The sequence below is a fragment of the Pedobacter sp. BG31 genome (assembly GCF_042464845.1).
GTDB classification, from domain to species: Bacteria; Bacteroidota; Bacteroidia; order Sphingobacteriales; family Sphingobacteriaceae; genus Pedobacter; species Pedobacter suwonensis.
Genome location: NZ_JBHNZK010000003.1, coordinates 120,380 through 136,394, shown reverse-complemented (window position 1 = coordinate 136,394; position 16,015 = coordinate 120,380). Strand labels below are relative to the sequence as shown.

The following is a 16,015-nucleotide window of genomic DNA, read 5'->3' as shown; positions in this document are numbered from 1 at the left end:
CGATGTTTAAAACGGAATATATTTTTGCCAGAATCCTCTTGCCTTTTATTCTGGGTATCTGTATTTTTTATTATTTCCCGGCATTAACATCTGTTAAATGCTTGATCATCATTGCATTCACTATTTTAACAGGGCTCTTATTCTTAAATGTTGTTTATAAAAAATACAATGTATACCGTTATAAAGGCACCGTTGGTTTTTTAATTTACATTTTTTTCTTCAGCCTTGGTGGCTTATTTTGCCTGCTCAAAAATGAAAGGTTAAAACAAAACTACTTTGCAAACAACGGGTGCAATCATTTTAAAGTTTGGGTAAATAGCGAACCTCAACAGAATCATGATATTGTACGCTTAAAGGTTGAAATACTATCCGGGTATCTGAAAAATAAGCAGATCAATGCATCAGGCCAATTGTTGCTGAACGTCAAATTAGATAGCCTGAAACCCCTCAGGATAAAATACGGCGATGAAATGATGATCTCAGTTAGATACACCCAAATAGAACCTCCATACAACCCTGCAGAATTTGACTTTAGAGCTTGGCTGGCCAGTCAGCATATATATCATCAGGCATTTATAGATCAGGATCACATAATTAGCACCAAAAACAACGTTGGCAATCCGATAAAAAACATAGCATTAAGCTTAAGGGAAAGGCAAGTTGAAAAATATAGAAGTTTGATTGAAAGTGATGAGGCTTTTGCCGTGGCCTCTACCCTTATTTTAGGATACCGTGCTGATTTAAGTAAAGAAACTTTGTCGGCTTACTCCAAAACAGGAACCATTCATGCTTTATCCGTTTCAGGGGCGCATGTAGCCATCATCTATGTCATTTTGGATTTTATGTTTTTCTTTTTGAATAACAACCGGACGTTAAGAATAGTGAAACTGATGTTCATCTGCACCTTGATCTGGGGATATGCCTTGATGACCGGTTTATCACCCTCTGTCGTCCGTTCAGCGATCATGATCAGTATTTTAATCGCGGCCAAAGTTTTATCGAAGAAAACCAATAGTTATAATGTATTGGCCTTTTCGGCATTTTGTCAACTCGTTTACAATCCATTTTTAATCTGGGATGTGGGCTTTCAACTTTCCTATCTCGCCGTATTTGGCCTGATTTATCTTCAGCCAAAAATATACAAGCTTATCTACACTGATAGTTGTTGGTTGGATAAACTATGGAGTTTGACATCTATGTCTCTTGCTGCGCAAATAGTCACATTTCCATTGAGTATCTATTATTTTCATCAATTCCCCCTTTATTTTTTATTTGCTAATCTTTTCATAACCATTCCGTTAATATTAATGATGTATTTAGGGATTGCTGTATTAATCCCATCGTTCGGATTTCTGGCTCCGGTATTCGAATGGATTATAAATTTTACAAATGCAGTGCTAAACTGGATCGCCAATTTGCCATACGCCAGCTTTCCATCCATATGGATTGATCTGCCAGAATTTATGTTATTGAGTTTCTCGCTGGGCATGTTCATTTATGCATTGACAAAACTTAACAAGCGATTTTTATTTGGCTCTTTATTATTATTTGTCTGTTATCAACTTTTGATTTTGCGCGATGACCTGATGGTTTTTCAGCAGCGGAAAATTATTTTCTTTTCGTTGAGAAAAAATTATGCAGCCGCCTTTATTGATGGAAAGGAAGCGGTTTTGGTTTCGGATTTAAATCGTGAAGATAAAAACTATACCTTTTCGGTTGAACCTGCATTATCTCAGCTGCAAGTAGATAAAATACATTTTATAAGTTTAAAAAAAGATACTGTTTTAAAGCGCTTCGTATCAAACAACAATCAGATTGCCTTTTTTCAATATAAAATGCTCTTGGTTGGTGAAGATCTGAATGATAAAGAGATCAATGGAAATGCCAGCTTTTCCAGCATCTGGGTAAGTGGAAATACCAAATTTAATTTAGCAAAAATACACCGAGATATTAAATATAAAACGGCAATAATAGATGCGACCAATAAAGATTATAAAATTCGGATCTTTAAAAAAGAATTCGAGAATAATAATATGGATGTATATGTTTTAAAGAAAAATAAAGCATATTTGGTGCAACTAAGCCAATAACATGGAAAATCTGGTTTTATATCAGGTTGCTGAAAGGATAGCAACAATAACAATCAACAGGCCCGAAAAGAGAAATGCGCTAAACCCACAACTTGTTGCCGAGTTAACTGCAGCATTTATAAGGGCATCAGAAGATGATCTGGTGAAAGTGGTCATATTGAATGCAAATGGCGATGCGTTCAGCGCAGGTGCAGACCTGGCCTATCTTCAAAAATTACAATACAATACATTTGAAGAAAACGTAGCCGATTCCAATCAGTTAAAAAAACTCTTCACAACGATTTATTATCTGCCAAAGGTTGTGATTGCTCAGGTAGAGGGACATGCTATTGCCGGTGGCTGTGGTTTGGCAACCGTTTGCGATATTATTTTTGCAACCCCTGAAAGTAATTTTGGCTATACCGAAGTAAAAATCGGCTTTGTTCCGGCTATAGTTTCCTGTTTTTTAAAACAGAAGGTAAGCGAATCCATCGCCAAAGAAATTTTACTAACCGGCAAAACTTTCTCTGCGGAGCAGGCATTAAAATATAATTTGATCAATTTTGTAACAAATTCATCCGATATCCATCAAAAAACACGAGAATTTGCATTAAGTTTGTGTACAGGAAGTTCGGGCAATTCGCTGATGATAACCAAACAGCTGATTACCCAAACGGTTAATCTGCATTTAGAAAAGAGTTTGGAAACCGCAGTACAGATTAATGCGAGGGTAAGAGAAAGTGAGGATTTTAAAAAAGGGATCTCGTCATTTTTAAATAAAGAGAAAATTAATTGGTAAATAACTTAACAACAATAAAAACATGTTCAAATCAATCAAAACCAGCATTGTAGCTTTAATCTTAGTGAGTACAGCTATAATTGCCCATGCACAAAAGAAAGTTGCTGAAGGTACTTTAGTATTTGCTGTAACGGCAAATGGTACCACAACTGAAGTTAAAACTAAATTTAATGGCAACTTAACGAAAATCGAAATTGAAAATGGCCCCGCCCTGGTAAATATCATTTCGAATACAGCGGATAAAACCGGATTATTATTGATTGATGTTCCGGTAGCTCAAAAACAGTTTGCAGTAAAGGTGAGCAAAGCAGAAACAGAAGCACAGGAAGCTTTAATGCCAAAATATTCTGATTATAAAGCAACTGGCGAAAAACAGACCATTGCCGGATTTAATGCAGAAAAGTATACCTACAAAGATGACAAAGGCGGAGCGCATGAATTATGGGCAACAAAAGATGTTGATATTGCTGCAATTACAAGTGGAGGCCTATTTAAAGGCTTGGGTGCACTTCCTGTAAAATATTCTGCATTAATTAACGGTGTAAATTCTGACCTGGTTTTAAAATCTCTTTCTGAAGCCAAAGTTGGTGCCATTAATACTGAAGTGCCTGCCGGTTATGAAGTAGTAACTATGGAAGATTTGAAAGCCATGCAAGGTGGTGGTGAATAATTAACCAATTCAAGGTAATTTACAGCTTTTTAACTGCAGGCTTTTTATTTAAATTAGCCCGAAAGTTAAAAAGCTTTTTTTATGTCCAAAAATTATATATGATTAAAAAATTATTATTCAGATTATCAGTTGCTTGTATAGCATTTTGTTCGCTTATTGATGCAAAAGCTCAAAATATCAACTGGGCAAAAGACGGTAATTCCTACTATCAGATTGCAAATGGAGAAATTATTTCGGTTGCCCTCCCTAAAGGTGATAGAAAAACAGTCATATCCAGGGCACTGTTAACACCTGCCGGAAAAGCTAATGCCATTCCGGTAAGGAGTTTTCAACTGTCTGACGATGGTACAAAAGCATTAATCTACACCAACAGTAAAAAAGTTTGGCGTTACGATACCCGTGGTGATTATTGGCTGGCTGATTTAACTGCGAATAAGATTACCCAGATTGGAAAAGACAAACCAGCCTCATCATTAATGTTTGCTAAATTATCGCCTGATGGCAGCAAAGTAGCTTATGTAAGCAAACATAACCTATATGTAGAAGACGTTGATGGTACTGGGGCCAAAGCTTTAACAACTGATGGTACAGAACGCATGATTAATGGTACTTTCGATTGGGTTTATGAAGAAGAATTTGATTGCCGGGATGGCTTTAGATGGAGTCCGGATGGTAAATCTATCGCATATTGGCAGCTGGATGCAACCAAGATCAAAAATTTCTTAATGATCAATAATACCGATTCTATTTATCCATTTACCATTCCTGTAGAATATCCAAAGGTGGGTCAAAACCCATCTGCCTGCAAAGTTGGCGTAGTTGATATTACGACAGCCAAAACCAACTGGCTAGATGTTCCTGGTGATCATATTCAGCACTATATTCCACGCATGCAGTGGGTACCCAACAGTAATAATATTATTTTACAGCAGCTGAACCGTGAGCAGAATGAAAGTATCGTATTTATCTGTAATGCAGCTACAGGATCGGCAAAAGCTGTTTATACCGAGAAAGCCAAAGCCTGGATTGATGCACAGGATGAATGGAAATGGTTAAACGATAACAAAGAGTTTACCATTGTATCGGATAAAGATGGCTGGAACCACCTGTACAGGATTAGTTTGGATGGGAAGAAAGAAACATTGGTTACAAAAGGTAATTATGATGTAATTGATGTAAAACTGATTGATGTAAAAAATAACCAGGTTTATTTTCTGGCCTCGCCAACAAATGCAACCCAAAAATATCTCTTTAAAACCAAATTGGATGGAAAAGGTAAGCTGGAGCAGGTTACACCATCTGTTTTACCGGGCACCCACAATTACGACATTTCACCTAATGCGGCTTTTGCCCGCCATTCTTATAACAGTTCGGTTGTTAGATTCATTACAGAATGGATGAACTTTACTACCGGAAATCCATTTACAATGGATGGAAGCATTACTTCGCAACTGGCGAAACAATCGGTATCGAAAAACAAGGTTGAGTTTTTTAAAGTAACGACCGAAGATGGAATTGAAATGGATGGGTGGATGAAAAAGCCGGATAATTTTAATCCAGATAAAAAGTATCCCGTTTTATTTTATGTATATGGTGAGCCTGCAGGTGCAACAGCGCTGGATGTTGACGGTGCCGGCACAAATCATTTATATGACGGCGATATGGCTAAAGATGGTTATATCTATATTTCAATGGATAATAGAGGTGCACCTGTTCCGAAAGGAAGCGCCTGGCGTAAAAGCATCTATAAAAACATTGGTGTAATTAATATCCGCGATCAGGCGATGGCCGCTAAAAAATTATTGGCTACCCATGCGTATATGGATAAAGACCGTGTAGCGGTTTGGGGATGGAGCGGAGGCGGCTCTTCTACATTAAACCTGATGTTCCAATATCCTGAAATTTATAAAACAGGTATTGCTATTGCGGCGGTTGGTAATCAGTTAACCTATGATAATGTTTATCAGGAACGTTATATGGGTACACCTTTTCCGAGCAAAGAGGCATACATTAAAGGTTCGCCAATTACACATGCTAAAAACCTAAAAGGCAATTTGTTGTATATCCATGGCACGGGCGACGATAATGTGCATTATCAAAATGCCGAAATGCTGATTAATGAGTTAATTAAAAACGGAAAGGTTTTTCAACTGATGAGTTATCCAAACCGTACCCACAGCATTTCTGAAGGTGAAGGTACCAGCAAACACTTATCTTTAACCTACACTAAGTTTTTAAAAGAAAATTGCCCTCCGGGAGCAAGATAGAAATTTAGAAGCAGCTTTCGGGCTGCTTTTTTTTATGCAATAAACATTTGAATCAGCATGGCCGTTACAATGGCGATGCCAAAGCTTAATAAAGTTCCAATCAGTACATATTCGGTTAATTTGAGATCTTGTTTTTCTTTTAAATCACCGAACCGGAATATGGATTTCGCTGCAAGTAAAAAACCAACGGCCTCAAAATGGTTGGTAAGAATAAACAGAAAAATCAAAGTCCTTTCCAATATCCCGATGTATTTGCCCGCGTTCTCCAACGATTTGGGGCTGTCAGGCTGGTTATTAGGAATCCATTTAGCAATAATCACTTTCATGATAATTGATGTTGGGAGGGTTAAAAATAAAGCGCCTGAAATAAGTACCCAGGTGTGCAGATCGTTTAAAAAACCAATATTCAAACTTCCCCTATAGAAAAGATGCCATACAGCTACAATCGAGCTGAAATGCAAAACCTGATCAACAAAAAACAGTATCCGTGCATTTTTATGGGTTTGAAAGATGGATTTTAGCGCATCAATAATCAAATGGATTACACCTATTGTTAATGCCGTTTTCCAAACATTAAAGCTCAAAAAAACAATAAATATCAAAGCCACATGGATCATTACATGCAAATAGAGCTTGCCTGACTTTAATTTTTTTCTTTCCTTATCTTTTACCCAGGCATTAGGCTGCAAAAAGAAATCCCCGATTAAATGGGCAAGAATAAGTTTGATTAAATAGATGTCCATTATTTTAAAATCATTTTGTTCAATTTTTTACGGTAAATCCTGTCCATTTCCATGATTTCGCTGTAATGTGCGCGTTTTAATGCTTCACTAACCGATGATTGCGTCCGGCCTGAAATAGCGGCCAGTTCGCTCTGCAATAAATCGTTATTTTCCAGGGCCATTTTTACCATTTCGGCAGCTACAACACCCCAACTATCCATAGCAATCAACGATAACTTGATTAAAACATTAATTTCCTCGTCAAAATCAGCAGAATCTGTTTTAACTGCTAAATTAACCTTAGCCTGTTTTAAACTGTCAAAAGCCGTTCCTGAATACACAAAAGCATCTCCACTGGATTCTGAAATTTTTTTACGTTTAGTTTTTATTGCTCCAATTCCGATTCCCATTCGTACATCTGCAGGTTTATTTACCTTGATGCAGGCTTTTAAATAGGCCGCGGTTTTGATGGCATTTTCTGGTCCTACTTCTAACTGAAAGCTATCTCCCCGATAAATTTCCCACTTACCACTATGATCAGAAACTACTTTTAAGGCCGTTTTCAGGTCCGATAACCAGCTGTCTTTAATTTTTCTTGAGCCTATAATATCACCTGTTATAATACAAATCATATTACAATATCGAACTTATTATTCATATTTTAAAATAATATCGGGTATTTAGCCGATATTTCAAATTATCGGGTATTTAGCCGATATTTCAAATTATCGGGTATTTAGCCGATAATCATCCAAAACTAATCATTGGTTTTATTGTTAAGTAGCTATGGCATTAATAGAATTTACCAAAAGAGGAATCTACTGTAAGCAGGGTGATTTTTACGTAGACCCCTGGTGGCCTGTAGATTATGCAGTAACTACACATGGCCATAGCGATCATGTTCGTTTCGGAAATAAATACTACCTCTGCCATACGTTAACCAAACCCATCATCAAACGCAGGATCAGTGAAGATTTAAACGTAGAAACACTGGAGTATGGAGAAAGCATTACCCGTAATGGCGTAAATATTTCTTTTTTTCCGGCCGGACATATTATTGGCTCTGCACAGGTGCGATTGGAATACAAAGGTGAAATTTGCGTCATCTCTGGTGATTATAAAATTGAAGATGATGGCATCACCACACCATTCGAGGCTGTAAAATGTCATTCTTTTGTTTCAGAAAGCACTTTTGGTCTGCCAGTTTACAAATGGCAAAAACAGGAAATTGTTTTCAACAGAATAAAGAACTGGGTTAATGATAACATCAATCAACAGAAAACAAGTGTATTAATTGCCTATAGTTTGGGCAAAGCGCAGCGTTTAATTAAAAACCTGGCCGGCAATACCCCTATTTATGTACATAACAGCATTGCCAACCTTAATGAAGTGATTATAGAAGCTGGTGTAAAGCTTCCCAAAACCATTAGGATTACTCCTGAAACCACAAAAGACGAGTTACAGAAAGGAATTGTAATTGTACCGCCCGCCATGCGCGATAGCCGCTGGATCAAAAATTTATCCCACCCGGTTACCGGTATATGTTCTGGCTGGATGCAGGTACGGGCACACCGCCGCTGGCAAAGTGCTGATGCCGGCTTTGCGCTGAGCGATCATGCAGATTGGCCAGGCTTAATGGAAGCCATTACTGCAACAGGTGCCGAAAAAGTATATGTTACTCATGGTTTTACAGCCGCTTTTAGCCGCTTTTTAAATGATGAGGGAATAGAAGCCGCAGAAGTTTTAACCAGGTTTGGCCAGGAAGATGATGAAGAAAACAAAGTTGATTTAGCCGGGCAGAACGAAAATAAACAACCATGAAACGCTTTGCAAAACTGATCCAGCAGCTCGAACTGAGCAATAAAACCAACGATAAAATCTCGGCCCTGGTTGATTATTTTAACTATGCCGATGATCAAGATAAGGTATGGGTAATTGCCTTATTTACCGGTAAAAAACCCAAAAGACCAATTAAATCAGCCTTGTTGAAATACTGGGCGATAGACATTACCCAAACACCAGAATGGTTATTTGCTGAAAGCTACGCTAATGTTGGCGATTTAAGCGAAACCATTGCTTTACTATTGCCCCCTGCTGAGAATACCTCTGACTTTCAATTACATAAATGGGTTGAAGATTTGCACGATTTAGAAGGTAAAGATGATGAAACCAAAAAAGATTTCATTTTAAGTGCCTGGAATAAACTCGAAACACAGGAACGTTTTATCTTTAACAAACTGATTTCAGGTAATTTCAGGATTGGTGTGTCCAATAAAATGCTAGTGAATGCTTTGGCCAAACAAAGCAGCTTAGATAGCGCCCAGATTATGCACAGCATTATGGGACAGTGGAACCCTTATGAAATTACTTTTCATGAGCTGATTAATGGCATCCATGTAAATACAGATAATTCCTGGCCTTACCCCTTTTGCCTGGCATATGCACTGGAGCAAGAGCCTGAAAAACTAGGCGATATTGCTGAATGGCAGGCCGAATGGAAATGGGATGGTATCCGCGGGCAGATTGTAAAGCGGAATGGAGAACTCTTTATCTGGAGCCGAGGAGAAGAGCTGGTTACAGAACAGTTTCCCGAATTGCATTTTATGATCGATGTTCTGCCTGATGGTGTAGTTTTAGACGGCGAAATACTGGCAGTACAAGATAAACAGGTTTTATCATTTAGCACATTACAACAGCGTTTAAACCGGAAAACGATTAGTAAAAAACAACTGGACGATGCACCCATCGGATTTTTTGTTTATGATATTTTAGAATATGGAGCTAAGGATTTCAGGGAAGAACCTTTAAGCATAAGGCGTAATACATTAGAAAAGCTGATCGGTGGTTTAGACGAAAGTCCGGTGATGATATCTCCTGTGATCAATTGCAGCTCGTGGGAGGAGCTGGCAGATTTAAGACAAACCTCGCGTTCCATTAACAGTGAAGGCATTATGCTTAAAAAATTAAATTCTCACTATCATAGCGGAAGAAAACGGGGCGATTGGTGGAAATGGAAAATTAACCCCTATACCGTTGATGCAGTAATGATTTATGCGCAAAAAGGAAGTGGAAGAAGGGCTAATTTTTTTACTGATTATACCTTTGCCGTTCGTGACGGCGAAAATTTGGTGACGATTGCCAAAGCTTACTCCGGCTTAACAGATAAAGAAATTAAAGAAGTAAATGCTTTTGTAAACCGTAATGCAATTGAAAAATTTGGTCCGGTACGTACCGTAAAACCCGAACTGGTTTTTGAAATTGCGTTTGAGGGAATTGCAGAAAGCAAACGACATAAGGCAGGTTTAGCTTTACGTTTTCCACGTATATTGCGGTGGCGGAAAGATAAAAAAGCTGATGAGATTAATACTTTGGAGGACTTAAGGCAACTATTGCAATCTACCTTATAGCGCCGCTGCCACCATGGTCTGTGTACTCACAGACCATTACATTATAACTTGAAAGATTTCGGTCTGTGAGGACACAGACCGAGGAGTCGGAAGATACCGGTCTGTGGAATATAAACAGATGAGAAAGATTTAATTTGGACGACTGGCCTGACAATGTTAAACCCGACAGAAGCGGCACCCTTTTTTGCTTAATATAATTAATGTTATAATAAAGAATCACAAAAAAGGTAAAGCATATGGCGGGACTGTTGTTACAGAAGAACCACTGTTATTGCTTTTCAAAAAAACTAAAAACATATCAATATTAAAATCATAGGGAAAGACAAAGCATGGACCAAACCAAAACCAAAGGTTATAAAAAGATAAAAGCCTGGTTAAAGGCAAATAAACGCAGGCCTTTTCAATTTCAGGAAGATGCCTGGCAGTATTATCTTAATGGCTATAGCGGTTTGGTAAATGCGCCCACAGGTTTCGGAAAAACATTTTCACTTTTTTTGGCTGTAGTAATTGAAGCTTTAAATGCTTCAGCAACCCATAATAAAAAAGCAAAAGACCGTTTGCAATTGATCTGGATTACCCCACTCCGTTCTTTAGCCAAAGATATTGCGAGGGCAATGCGCGAAACTTTGCTGGAACTGGAATTGGATTGGCACGTTGGTGTACGAAATGGCGATACTTCGCAGGCAGAAAAAGTACAACAGAAAAAATCGATGCCCGAAATTCTTTTGATAACCCCGGAAAGCCTGCACCTGTTGCTGGCACAAAAAGGTTCATCAACACTGTTCCGAAATCTTAAATGCATTGTAGCGGATGAATGGCACGAACTTTTGGGCAGCAAACGGGGCGTACTGGTTGAGTTAGCCGTTTCCCGCATTAAAGGTTTGCAAAAGCTGGAAAAAAACCAATTCTTGAGGATTTGGGGAATTTCAGCAACCATCGGAAATATTGAGGAGGCTTTAGATGTATTGACGCCGGATTTGGCAGCCAAAAGAGTGATTGTTAAGGCCGATCTGGAAAAGAAAATCCAGATCAAATCCATCCTGCCCGATGATATCGATACATTGCCCTGGGCGGGGCACTTGGGTTTAAAGCTCGCTTATAAGCTCTTACCCATTATAGAGAAAAGTAAAACGACCTTAATTTTCATCAATACCCGCGGACAATCGGAAATGTGGTACCAGCATTTACTGAACATTGAACCCGAACTTGCGGGACGCATTGCCATACATCATGGATCGATAGATTTTGAACTCCGCAACTGGATTGAGGATGCACTACATACCGGACAGCTCAAAGCTGTTATTGCTACATCATCGTTAGATCTGGGCGTAGATTTTAAGCCCGTGGATACAGTGGTTCAGGTAGGATCGCCAAAAGGTGTTGCCAGGTTTTTGCAAAGAGCAGGACGTTCCGGCCACTCCCCTCATGAAATTTCCAAAATATATTTTTTACCAACCCACGCTTTAGAACTGGTTGAGGCGGCAGCAATTAAAGAAGCTGCTAAAACAAACAATATAGAGAGCCGTGAACCCTTTATTATGGTATTTGATACCTTGATCCAATATTTGGTTACGCTGGCCATAGGCGATGGATTTGATGATAAAATTATTTACGAAGAGATTAAGAATACCCATGCCTTTAAACTTATATTACCTGAAGAATGGGCCTGGGTAATGCAGTTTATTACCTCAGGAGGAGATAGTTTAAGTGCCTATACCGAATTCAAAAAAGTAATTAAAGATGAAGACGGACTTTGGAAAGTAAAGAGCAGACAACTGGCCATGCGGCACAGGTTACATATCGGAACCATTGTAAGTGACGCGATGTTGAAAGTGAAATTCATTTCTGGCGGTTATATCGGCATGGTAGAAGAATATTTTGTAACCCGGTTAAAAGCCGGAGATAATTTCCGCCTAGCCGGAAGGGTTCTGGAGTTTGTTCAGGTGAAAGATATGACCGTTGTTGTGCGGGTGAGTAAACAGAAAAATGCAATCTCTCCTAGCTGGAATGGTGGTCGCTTACCGCTATCTTCCAATTTAGGATCAGTTTTAAGAAAAAAATATAATGAAGCCTTGGACAAAACCCATCAGGATGAGGAACTAGACACGGTCTATCCACTATTCTTATTACAGGAAAAACGTTCCCATGTTCCCAAAAACGACGAGTTACTGATAGAGCTTATTAACAATAAAGAAGGTTTTCACCTCTTTGCCTACCCTTTTGAGGGGCGATTGGTACATGAAGTTTTGGCGGCCCTGGTGGCTTATCGCCTGAGTAAACTGTTGCCTATCAGTTTTTCTATTGCCATGAACGATTATGGTTTTGAACTTTTAAGTGAGACAGAAATCCCTATGGACGAATCGATTGCCTACGAAGTTTTTTCACCTAAGAATTTAACTGAAGATATTACACAAAGTATCAACTCAACTGAAATGGCGAGACGAAAGTTTAGAGATATTGCCTGCATCTCCGGACTCGTTTTTCAGGGCTATCCTGGCAAATATGTCGCCAATAAACACCTCCAGTCATCTGCTGGTCTGTTTTTCAATGTTTTTAGCGATTACGATAAACATAATTTACTTTTGCGACAGGCATACGATGAGGTTTTTTACCAACAACTGGAGGAACCGAGATTGGCAGCCGCTTTAGAAAGAATTCAGAATGGAGCGATTATCATCACTAATCCAAAAAGTTTTACACCGCTGTCTTTCCCCATCAAGGTGGACAGTTTGCGTGAAAACATGAGTTCGGAAGAATTAGAACAGCGGATTACCAGAATGAAAGCCGAAGCAGAGAGAATTAGATAAAAACATTTTCTTGTAACCTGTCTAAATTAAAAGATCCTTCGACAGGCTCAGGATGACAATAGCGTAAATAAATGACCATTATAAGCCAGGGTGAAGAGTTGATTTTAGATAAAGAAAGGGCTTTGTTCTTACCCAAACATCAGCTTTTGGCAATAAGCGATTTACATTTGGGCAAATCTGCCCATTTTCGTCAGGCCGGTTTGCAAGTGCCGGCAACCATTGCCCAGACAGATCTACAACGTTTAAGCTGGTTAATTAAGCAATATCAGCCTGAAACATTGCTGATCAATGGTGATATGTTTCACCATGGTTTAAATACAGACATTGAAGAGTTTTCTATTTGGAGAAAGCAATACCAGGAACTTAATTTTTTATTGGTAAAAGGAAATCACGACAGGCTTTCGAACGCGAATTATGCGGAAATGGGCATCGAAATACATGAACCCAGTTTTTGTTTGGGGCCGTTTTGTTTTATTCATGATGCCCTACAATGTACCGAAGATGAATTATACCCCATTAGCGGACACATACATCCAGGGGTTACCATAGTCGGGAAAGCAAAGCAAAGGTTAAAATTCCCTTGTTTTTATTTTGGAAAGGAATACGCCGTTTTACCTGCATTCAGTTTATTTACCGGACTCTATAATATCTATCCTAAAACAAGCGAGCGTATATTTGCAGTCACGCCAAAAAGTGTATTGGAGGTTTAAGTATGGGCATCAATCACCTGTTTCAGTTGTGAAGCCTGCAGTACACCGCTTTGCCTCCATACCTGCTTGCCGCTTTTGAACAAAATCAAGGTAGGAACGCTCTGAACATTGAACGATGAAGCCGCTGGCTGATTTTTGTCGATATCTACTTTAATAATAGATACCGAGTCGCCTACCTGTGATTTTAATTGTTCCAGGATCGGTTTCATCATTTTGCATGGACCGCACCACTCCGCAAAAAAATCAACCAGCACTGGTTTATCACCGTTAATTAAATCTGAAAACTTAGACATGATAATTATATTTACTAAAAAAACAAGGGTTAACTGGATTGGTTTTTAACGAAAATTCGTCATTGCGAGGAGAAACGACGAAGCAATCTTTATATAGTGGTTCATTAAAAAACTTTCAATCAATAAGATTGCTTCGTCGGCTGAAAAAGCCTTCTCGCAATGACGAATATGTGAGTTTAAGCGCTCACAGGCAGTTCCGCGGCTAAAGCAGTAACCCAATCTTCAAACAGAGCTTTTTCAATTTTTATGACCTCAGCTGCATGGTTTTCCCAATCATCAGAAAAATTAACCAATTGGCTCATCATTTCCTCCAGATGTCCCTCTTCCTCCAGAATAATCGATTTCACATTTACCCTGCTTTTTGCTTCATCAAGAGCTGCCTGATAGATTGGATACAATTCATCGGCACGTACTTCAATGGCATAAGTAACAAATAAATAAGCAGCGAATTTTAAATCATAACCTGAAAGATTAAATACAGCTTTTAAATAGCGACAAACTGCAATATCCAGGGCATGTAAATAGTATTTAGTATGATTTGGCGATAACAGCTCGGCGTTGGTATAAGTTTTACAAAGAGCCTCATCAAGCTTCGAAATCTGCTTTTTTAAATAGTAAGCATGACGGTGTTCTTCTGCAGCATGTTTAAGAATAATGAGGTTTACATTTTCTTTATGTTCTGAAGCGGAGATCTTCTTCGCACCTGCATTTTCCATATAAGATAACGTATTTAACCATTTGGCATGCAACACATTATCTGAAACTATTAATTTTAAATTTGAAGCTAACATTATTGATTGTTTAACTACTAGGTTGTTCTAATTTTGTGAATTACACCAATTGAAAGCCGTTAATTGAAAACTGCGAAATGATTAAATTTCCCTGTTTAAATCCCAGCTTTCTAAATAATCTGCCACCCTACGCACAAACATTCCGCCCAACGAACCATCTACAACCCTGTGATCATATGATAGTGACAAGAACATCATGTGCCTGATCGCAATTACGTCGCCATGCTCGGTTTCCAATACGGCAGGTTTCTTTTTAATCGCACCTACCGCCAAAATAGCGACTTGGGGTTGGTTAATAATCGGCGTCCCCATCACATTCCCAAAACTACCTACATTGGTTAAGGTAAATGTTCCGCCTTGTGTTTCGTCAGGTTTTAACTTTGAATTTCTTGCTCTTGCAGCCAGATCGTTAACAGCCTTGGTTAAGCCTACCAGGTTTAGCTGATCAGCGTTTTTAATTACCGGAACAATTAAGTTGCCACTTGGTAAAGCCGCGGCCATACCAATATTGATATTCCCTTTTTTGATGATCTGGTTTCCATTCACCGAAACATTGATCATCGGGAAATCTTTAATAGCTTTGGCAACCGCCTCCACAAATATTGGGGTAAACGTTATTTTTTCATTTTCACGTTTCTCGAAACTGTTTTTGACTTTATTGCGCCACAATACCATGTTGGTTACATCTGCCTCTACAAAAGAAGTAACATGCGGCGATGTTGCTTTACTCATTACCATATGATCGGAAATGAGCTTGCGCATCCTATCCATCTCGATAACTTCATCTGCACCATTAACACTTGTGGTAGAAGGTTTATTTACAGATGGAGTTTGTGGGGACTGATCATTTTTTTGAAGTACAACTTCGTTAACCGGTGGAGCAGGTGGAGTTAATACCACTGTAGCCGTTTTTGTGGTGCCACTATTTTTCCGGGCAATATAATCCAATAAGTCATCTTTATTTAAACGTCCGTCAACACCAGAACCTTTTATGGCATCTAATTCAGCCAATGGAATATTCTCCTGGGCTGCAATGCTCTTAACCAAAGGAGAATAAAAGCGATCGGATGAACTATAGTCGGTTGTGTTTACCGCATGAACTTCATCTGGCAACTGTTCAATTCCAGGGATAGCAGCGATCTTTTCTTCTGCTACTGGCTCTTCTGCAACAGGCGCTTCAACTTCAGGAGCGTCGCCACCTTCCGTTTCGATAATGGCAATTACATCCCCTACCTGGGCAACTTCATCTTCAGCAAATAATTGTTTTACCAATTTACCGGCAACCGGCGACGGAACCTCAGAATCTACCTTATCAGTAGCGATTTCTAAAACGGTATCGTCTAATTCAATAACATCACCAGGTTGTTTTACCCATTTAATCACCGTTGCTTCTGCAACACTTTCACCCATTTTTGGTAACAGTAGTTCGTATTGAGCCATATTAAATTACAGTATTATATATTGGTAACGTTACAAAAAT

At 38.8% G+C, this 16,015-nt stretch carries 13 protein-coding genes; 8 read left to right on the top strand and 5 right to left on the bottom strand.

All coding sequences use genetic code 11. The features are described 5' to 3' along the window. Positions 1-2 precede the first annotated feature (2 nt). From ACFE6N_RS05730 to ACFE6N_RS05715, 4 genes are all read left to right on the top strand, one after another. On the top strand, positions 3-2,090 hold the full coding sequence (locus ACFE6N_RS05730; protein WP_378934667.1) for a ComEC/Rec2 family competence protein: 2,088 nt from the start codon (positions 3-5) through the stop codon (positions 2,088-2,090). A gap of 1 nt (position 2,091) precedes the next feature. Beyond that, complete coding sequence (locus tag ACFE6N_RS05725; RefSeq protein WP_378934665.1) at positions 2,092-2,868, top strand: enoyl-CoA hydratase/isomerase family protein; 777 nt, start codon at positions 2,092-2,094, stop codon at positions 2,866-2,868. A 22-nt stretch (positions 2,869-2,890) separates the two neighbouring features. Then, positions 2,891-3,538 carry a DUF4412 domain-containing protein gene (locus tag ACFE6N_RS05720; protein WP_090979586.1) on the top strand — a complete coding sequence of 216 codons (648 nt, stop codon included), beginning with the start codon at positions 2,891-2,893 and terminating at the stop codon, positions 3,536-3,538. Positions 3,539-3,636: 98 nt separating this feature from the next. Beyond that, positions 3,637-5,805 carry a S9 family peptidase gene (locus tag ACFE6N_RS05715; protein WP_378934663.1) on the top strand — a complete coding sequence of 723 codons (2,169 nt, stop codon included), beginning with the start codon at positions 3,637-3,639 and terminating at the stop codon, positions 5,803-5,805. A gap of 32 nt (positions 5,806-5,837) precedes the next feature. Here ACFE6N_RS05715 and ACFE6N_RS05710 read toward each other — a convergent pair whose 3' ends face one another. Together ACFE6N_RS05710 and ACFE6N_RS05705 are read right to left on the bottom strand one after the other, a co-directional pair. Then, positions 5,838-6,548 (bottom strand): DUF3307 domain-containing protein, encoded by a 711-nt coding sequence (locus ACFE6N_RS05710; RefSeq protein ID WP_378934661.1) that lies wholly within the window; start codon positions 6,546-6,548, stop codon positions 5,838-5,840. Further along, on the bottom strand, positions 6,548-7,159 hold the full coding sequence (locus ACFE6N_RS05705) for a SatD family protein (RefSeq protein ID WP_378934659.1): 612 nt from the start codon (positions 7,157-7,159) through the stop codon (positions 6,548-6,550). Before ACFE6N_RS05705 ends, ACFE6N_RS05710 begins: the two co-directional genes overlap by 1 nt. Before the next feature lie 154 nt (positions 7,160-7,313). On the opposite strand from ACFE6N_RS05705, the gene ACFE6N_RS05700 reads away from it, so the two are divergent. The 4 genes from ACFE6N_RS05700 to pdeM all read left to right on the top strand — a co-directional run bounded on the left by ACFE6N_RS05700 (position 7,314) and on the right by pdeM (position 13,451). Beyond that, a complete protein-coding gene (locus tag ACFE6N_RS05700) occupies positions 7,314-8,348 on the top strand; it encodes a ligase-associated DNA damage response exonuclease (RefSeq protein WP_378934657.1) in 1,035 nt (344 codons plus the stop codon). Beyond that, positions 8,345-9,934, top strand: coding sequence for an ATP-dependent DNA ligase (locus ACFE6N_RS05695; protein WP_378934655.1), 1,590 nt, complete (start codon positions 8,345-8,347; stop codon positions 9,932-9,934). Before ACFE6N_RS05700 ends, ACFE6N_RS05695 begins: the two co-directional genes overlap by 4 nt. Positions 9,935-10,263: 329 nt before the next feature. Further along, positions 10,264-12,741, top strand: a complete 2,478-nt coding sequence (locus ACFE6N_RS05690) for a ligase-associated DNA damage response DEXH box helicase (RefSeq protein ID WP_378934653.1) — start codon at positions 10,264-10,266, stop codon at positions 12,739-12,741. A gap of 71 nt (positions 12,742-12,812) precedes the next feature. Beyond that, positions 12,813-13,451, top strand: a complete 639-nt coding sequence (gene pdeM / locus ACFE6N_RS05685) for a ligase-associated DNA damage response endonuclease PdeM (RefSeq protein ID WP_378934651.1) — start codon at positions 12,813-12,815, stop codon at positions 13,449-13,451. On the opposite strand, the gene trxA is transcribed toward pdeM, so the two are convergent. From trxA to ACFE6N_RS05670, 3 genes are all read right to left on the bottom strand, one after another. Continuing rightward, positions 13,448-13,744: a thioredoxin gene (trxA, locus tag ACFE6N_RS05680; RefSeq protein WP_378934649.1), complete on the bottom strand. Its 297-nt coding sequence runs from the start codon at positions 13,742-13,744 to the stop codon at positions 13,448-13,450. The two genes, pdeM and trxA, sit on opposite strands and share 4 nt — an antisense overlap. 176 nt (positions 13,745-13,920) lie before the next feature. Further along, positions 13,921-14,535: a hypothetical protein gene (locus tag ACFE6N_RS05675; protein ID WP_378934647.1), complete on the bottom strand. Its 615-nt coding sequence runs from the start codon at positions 14,533-14,535 to the stop codon at positions 13,921-13,923. Between the two features lie 81 nt (positions 14,536-14,616). Further along, entirely contained in the window at positions 14,617-15,975 is a 1,359-nt protein-coding gene (locus ACFE6N_RS05670; protein ID WP_378934645.1) for a dihydrolipoamide acetyltransferase family protein, read from the bottom strand. Positions 15,976-16,015: the final 40 nt, after the last annotated feature.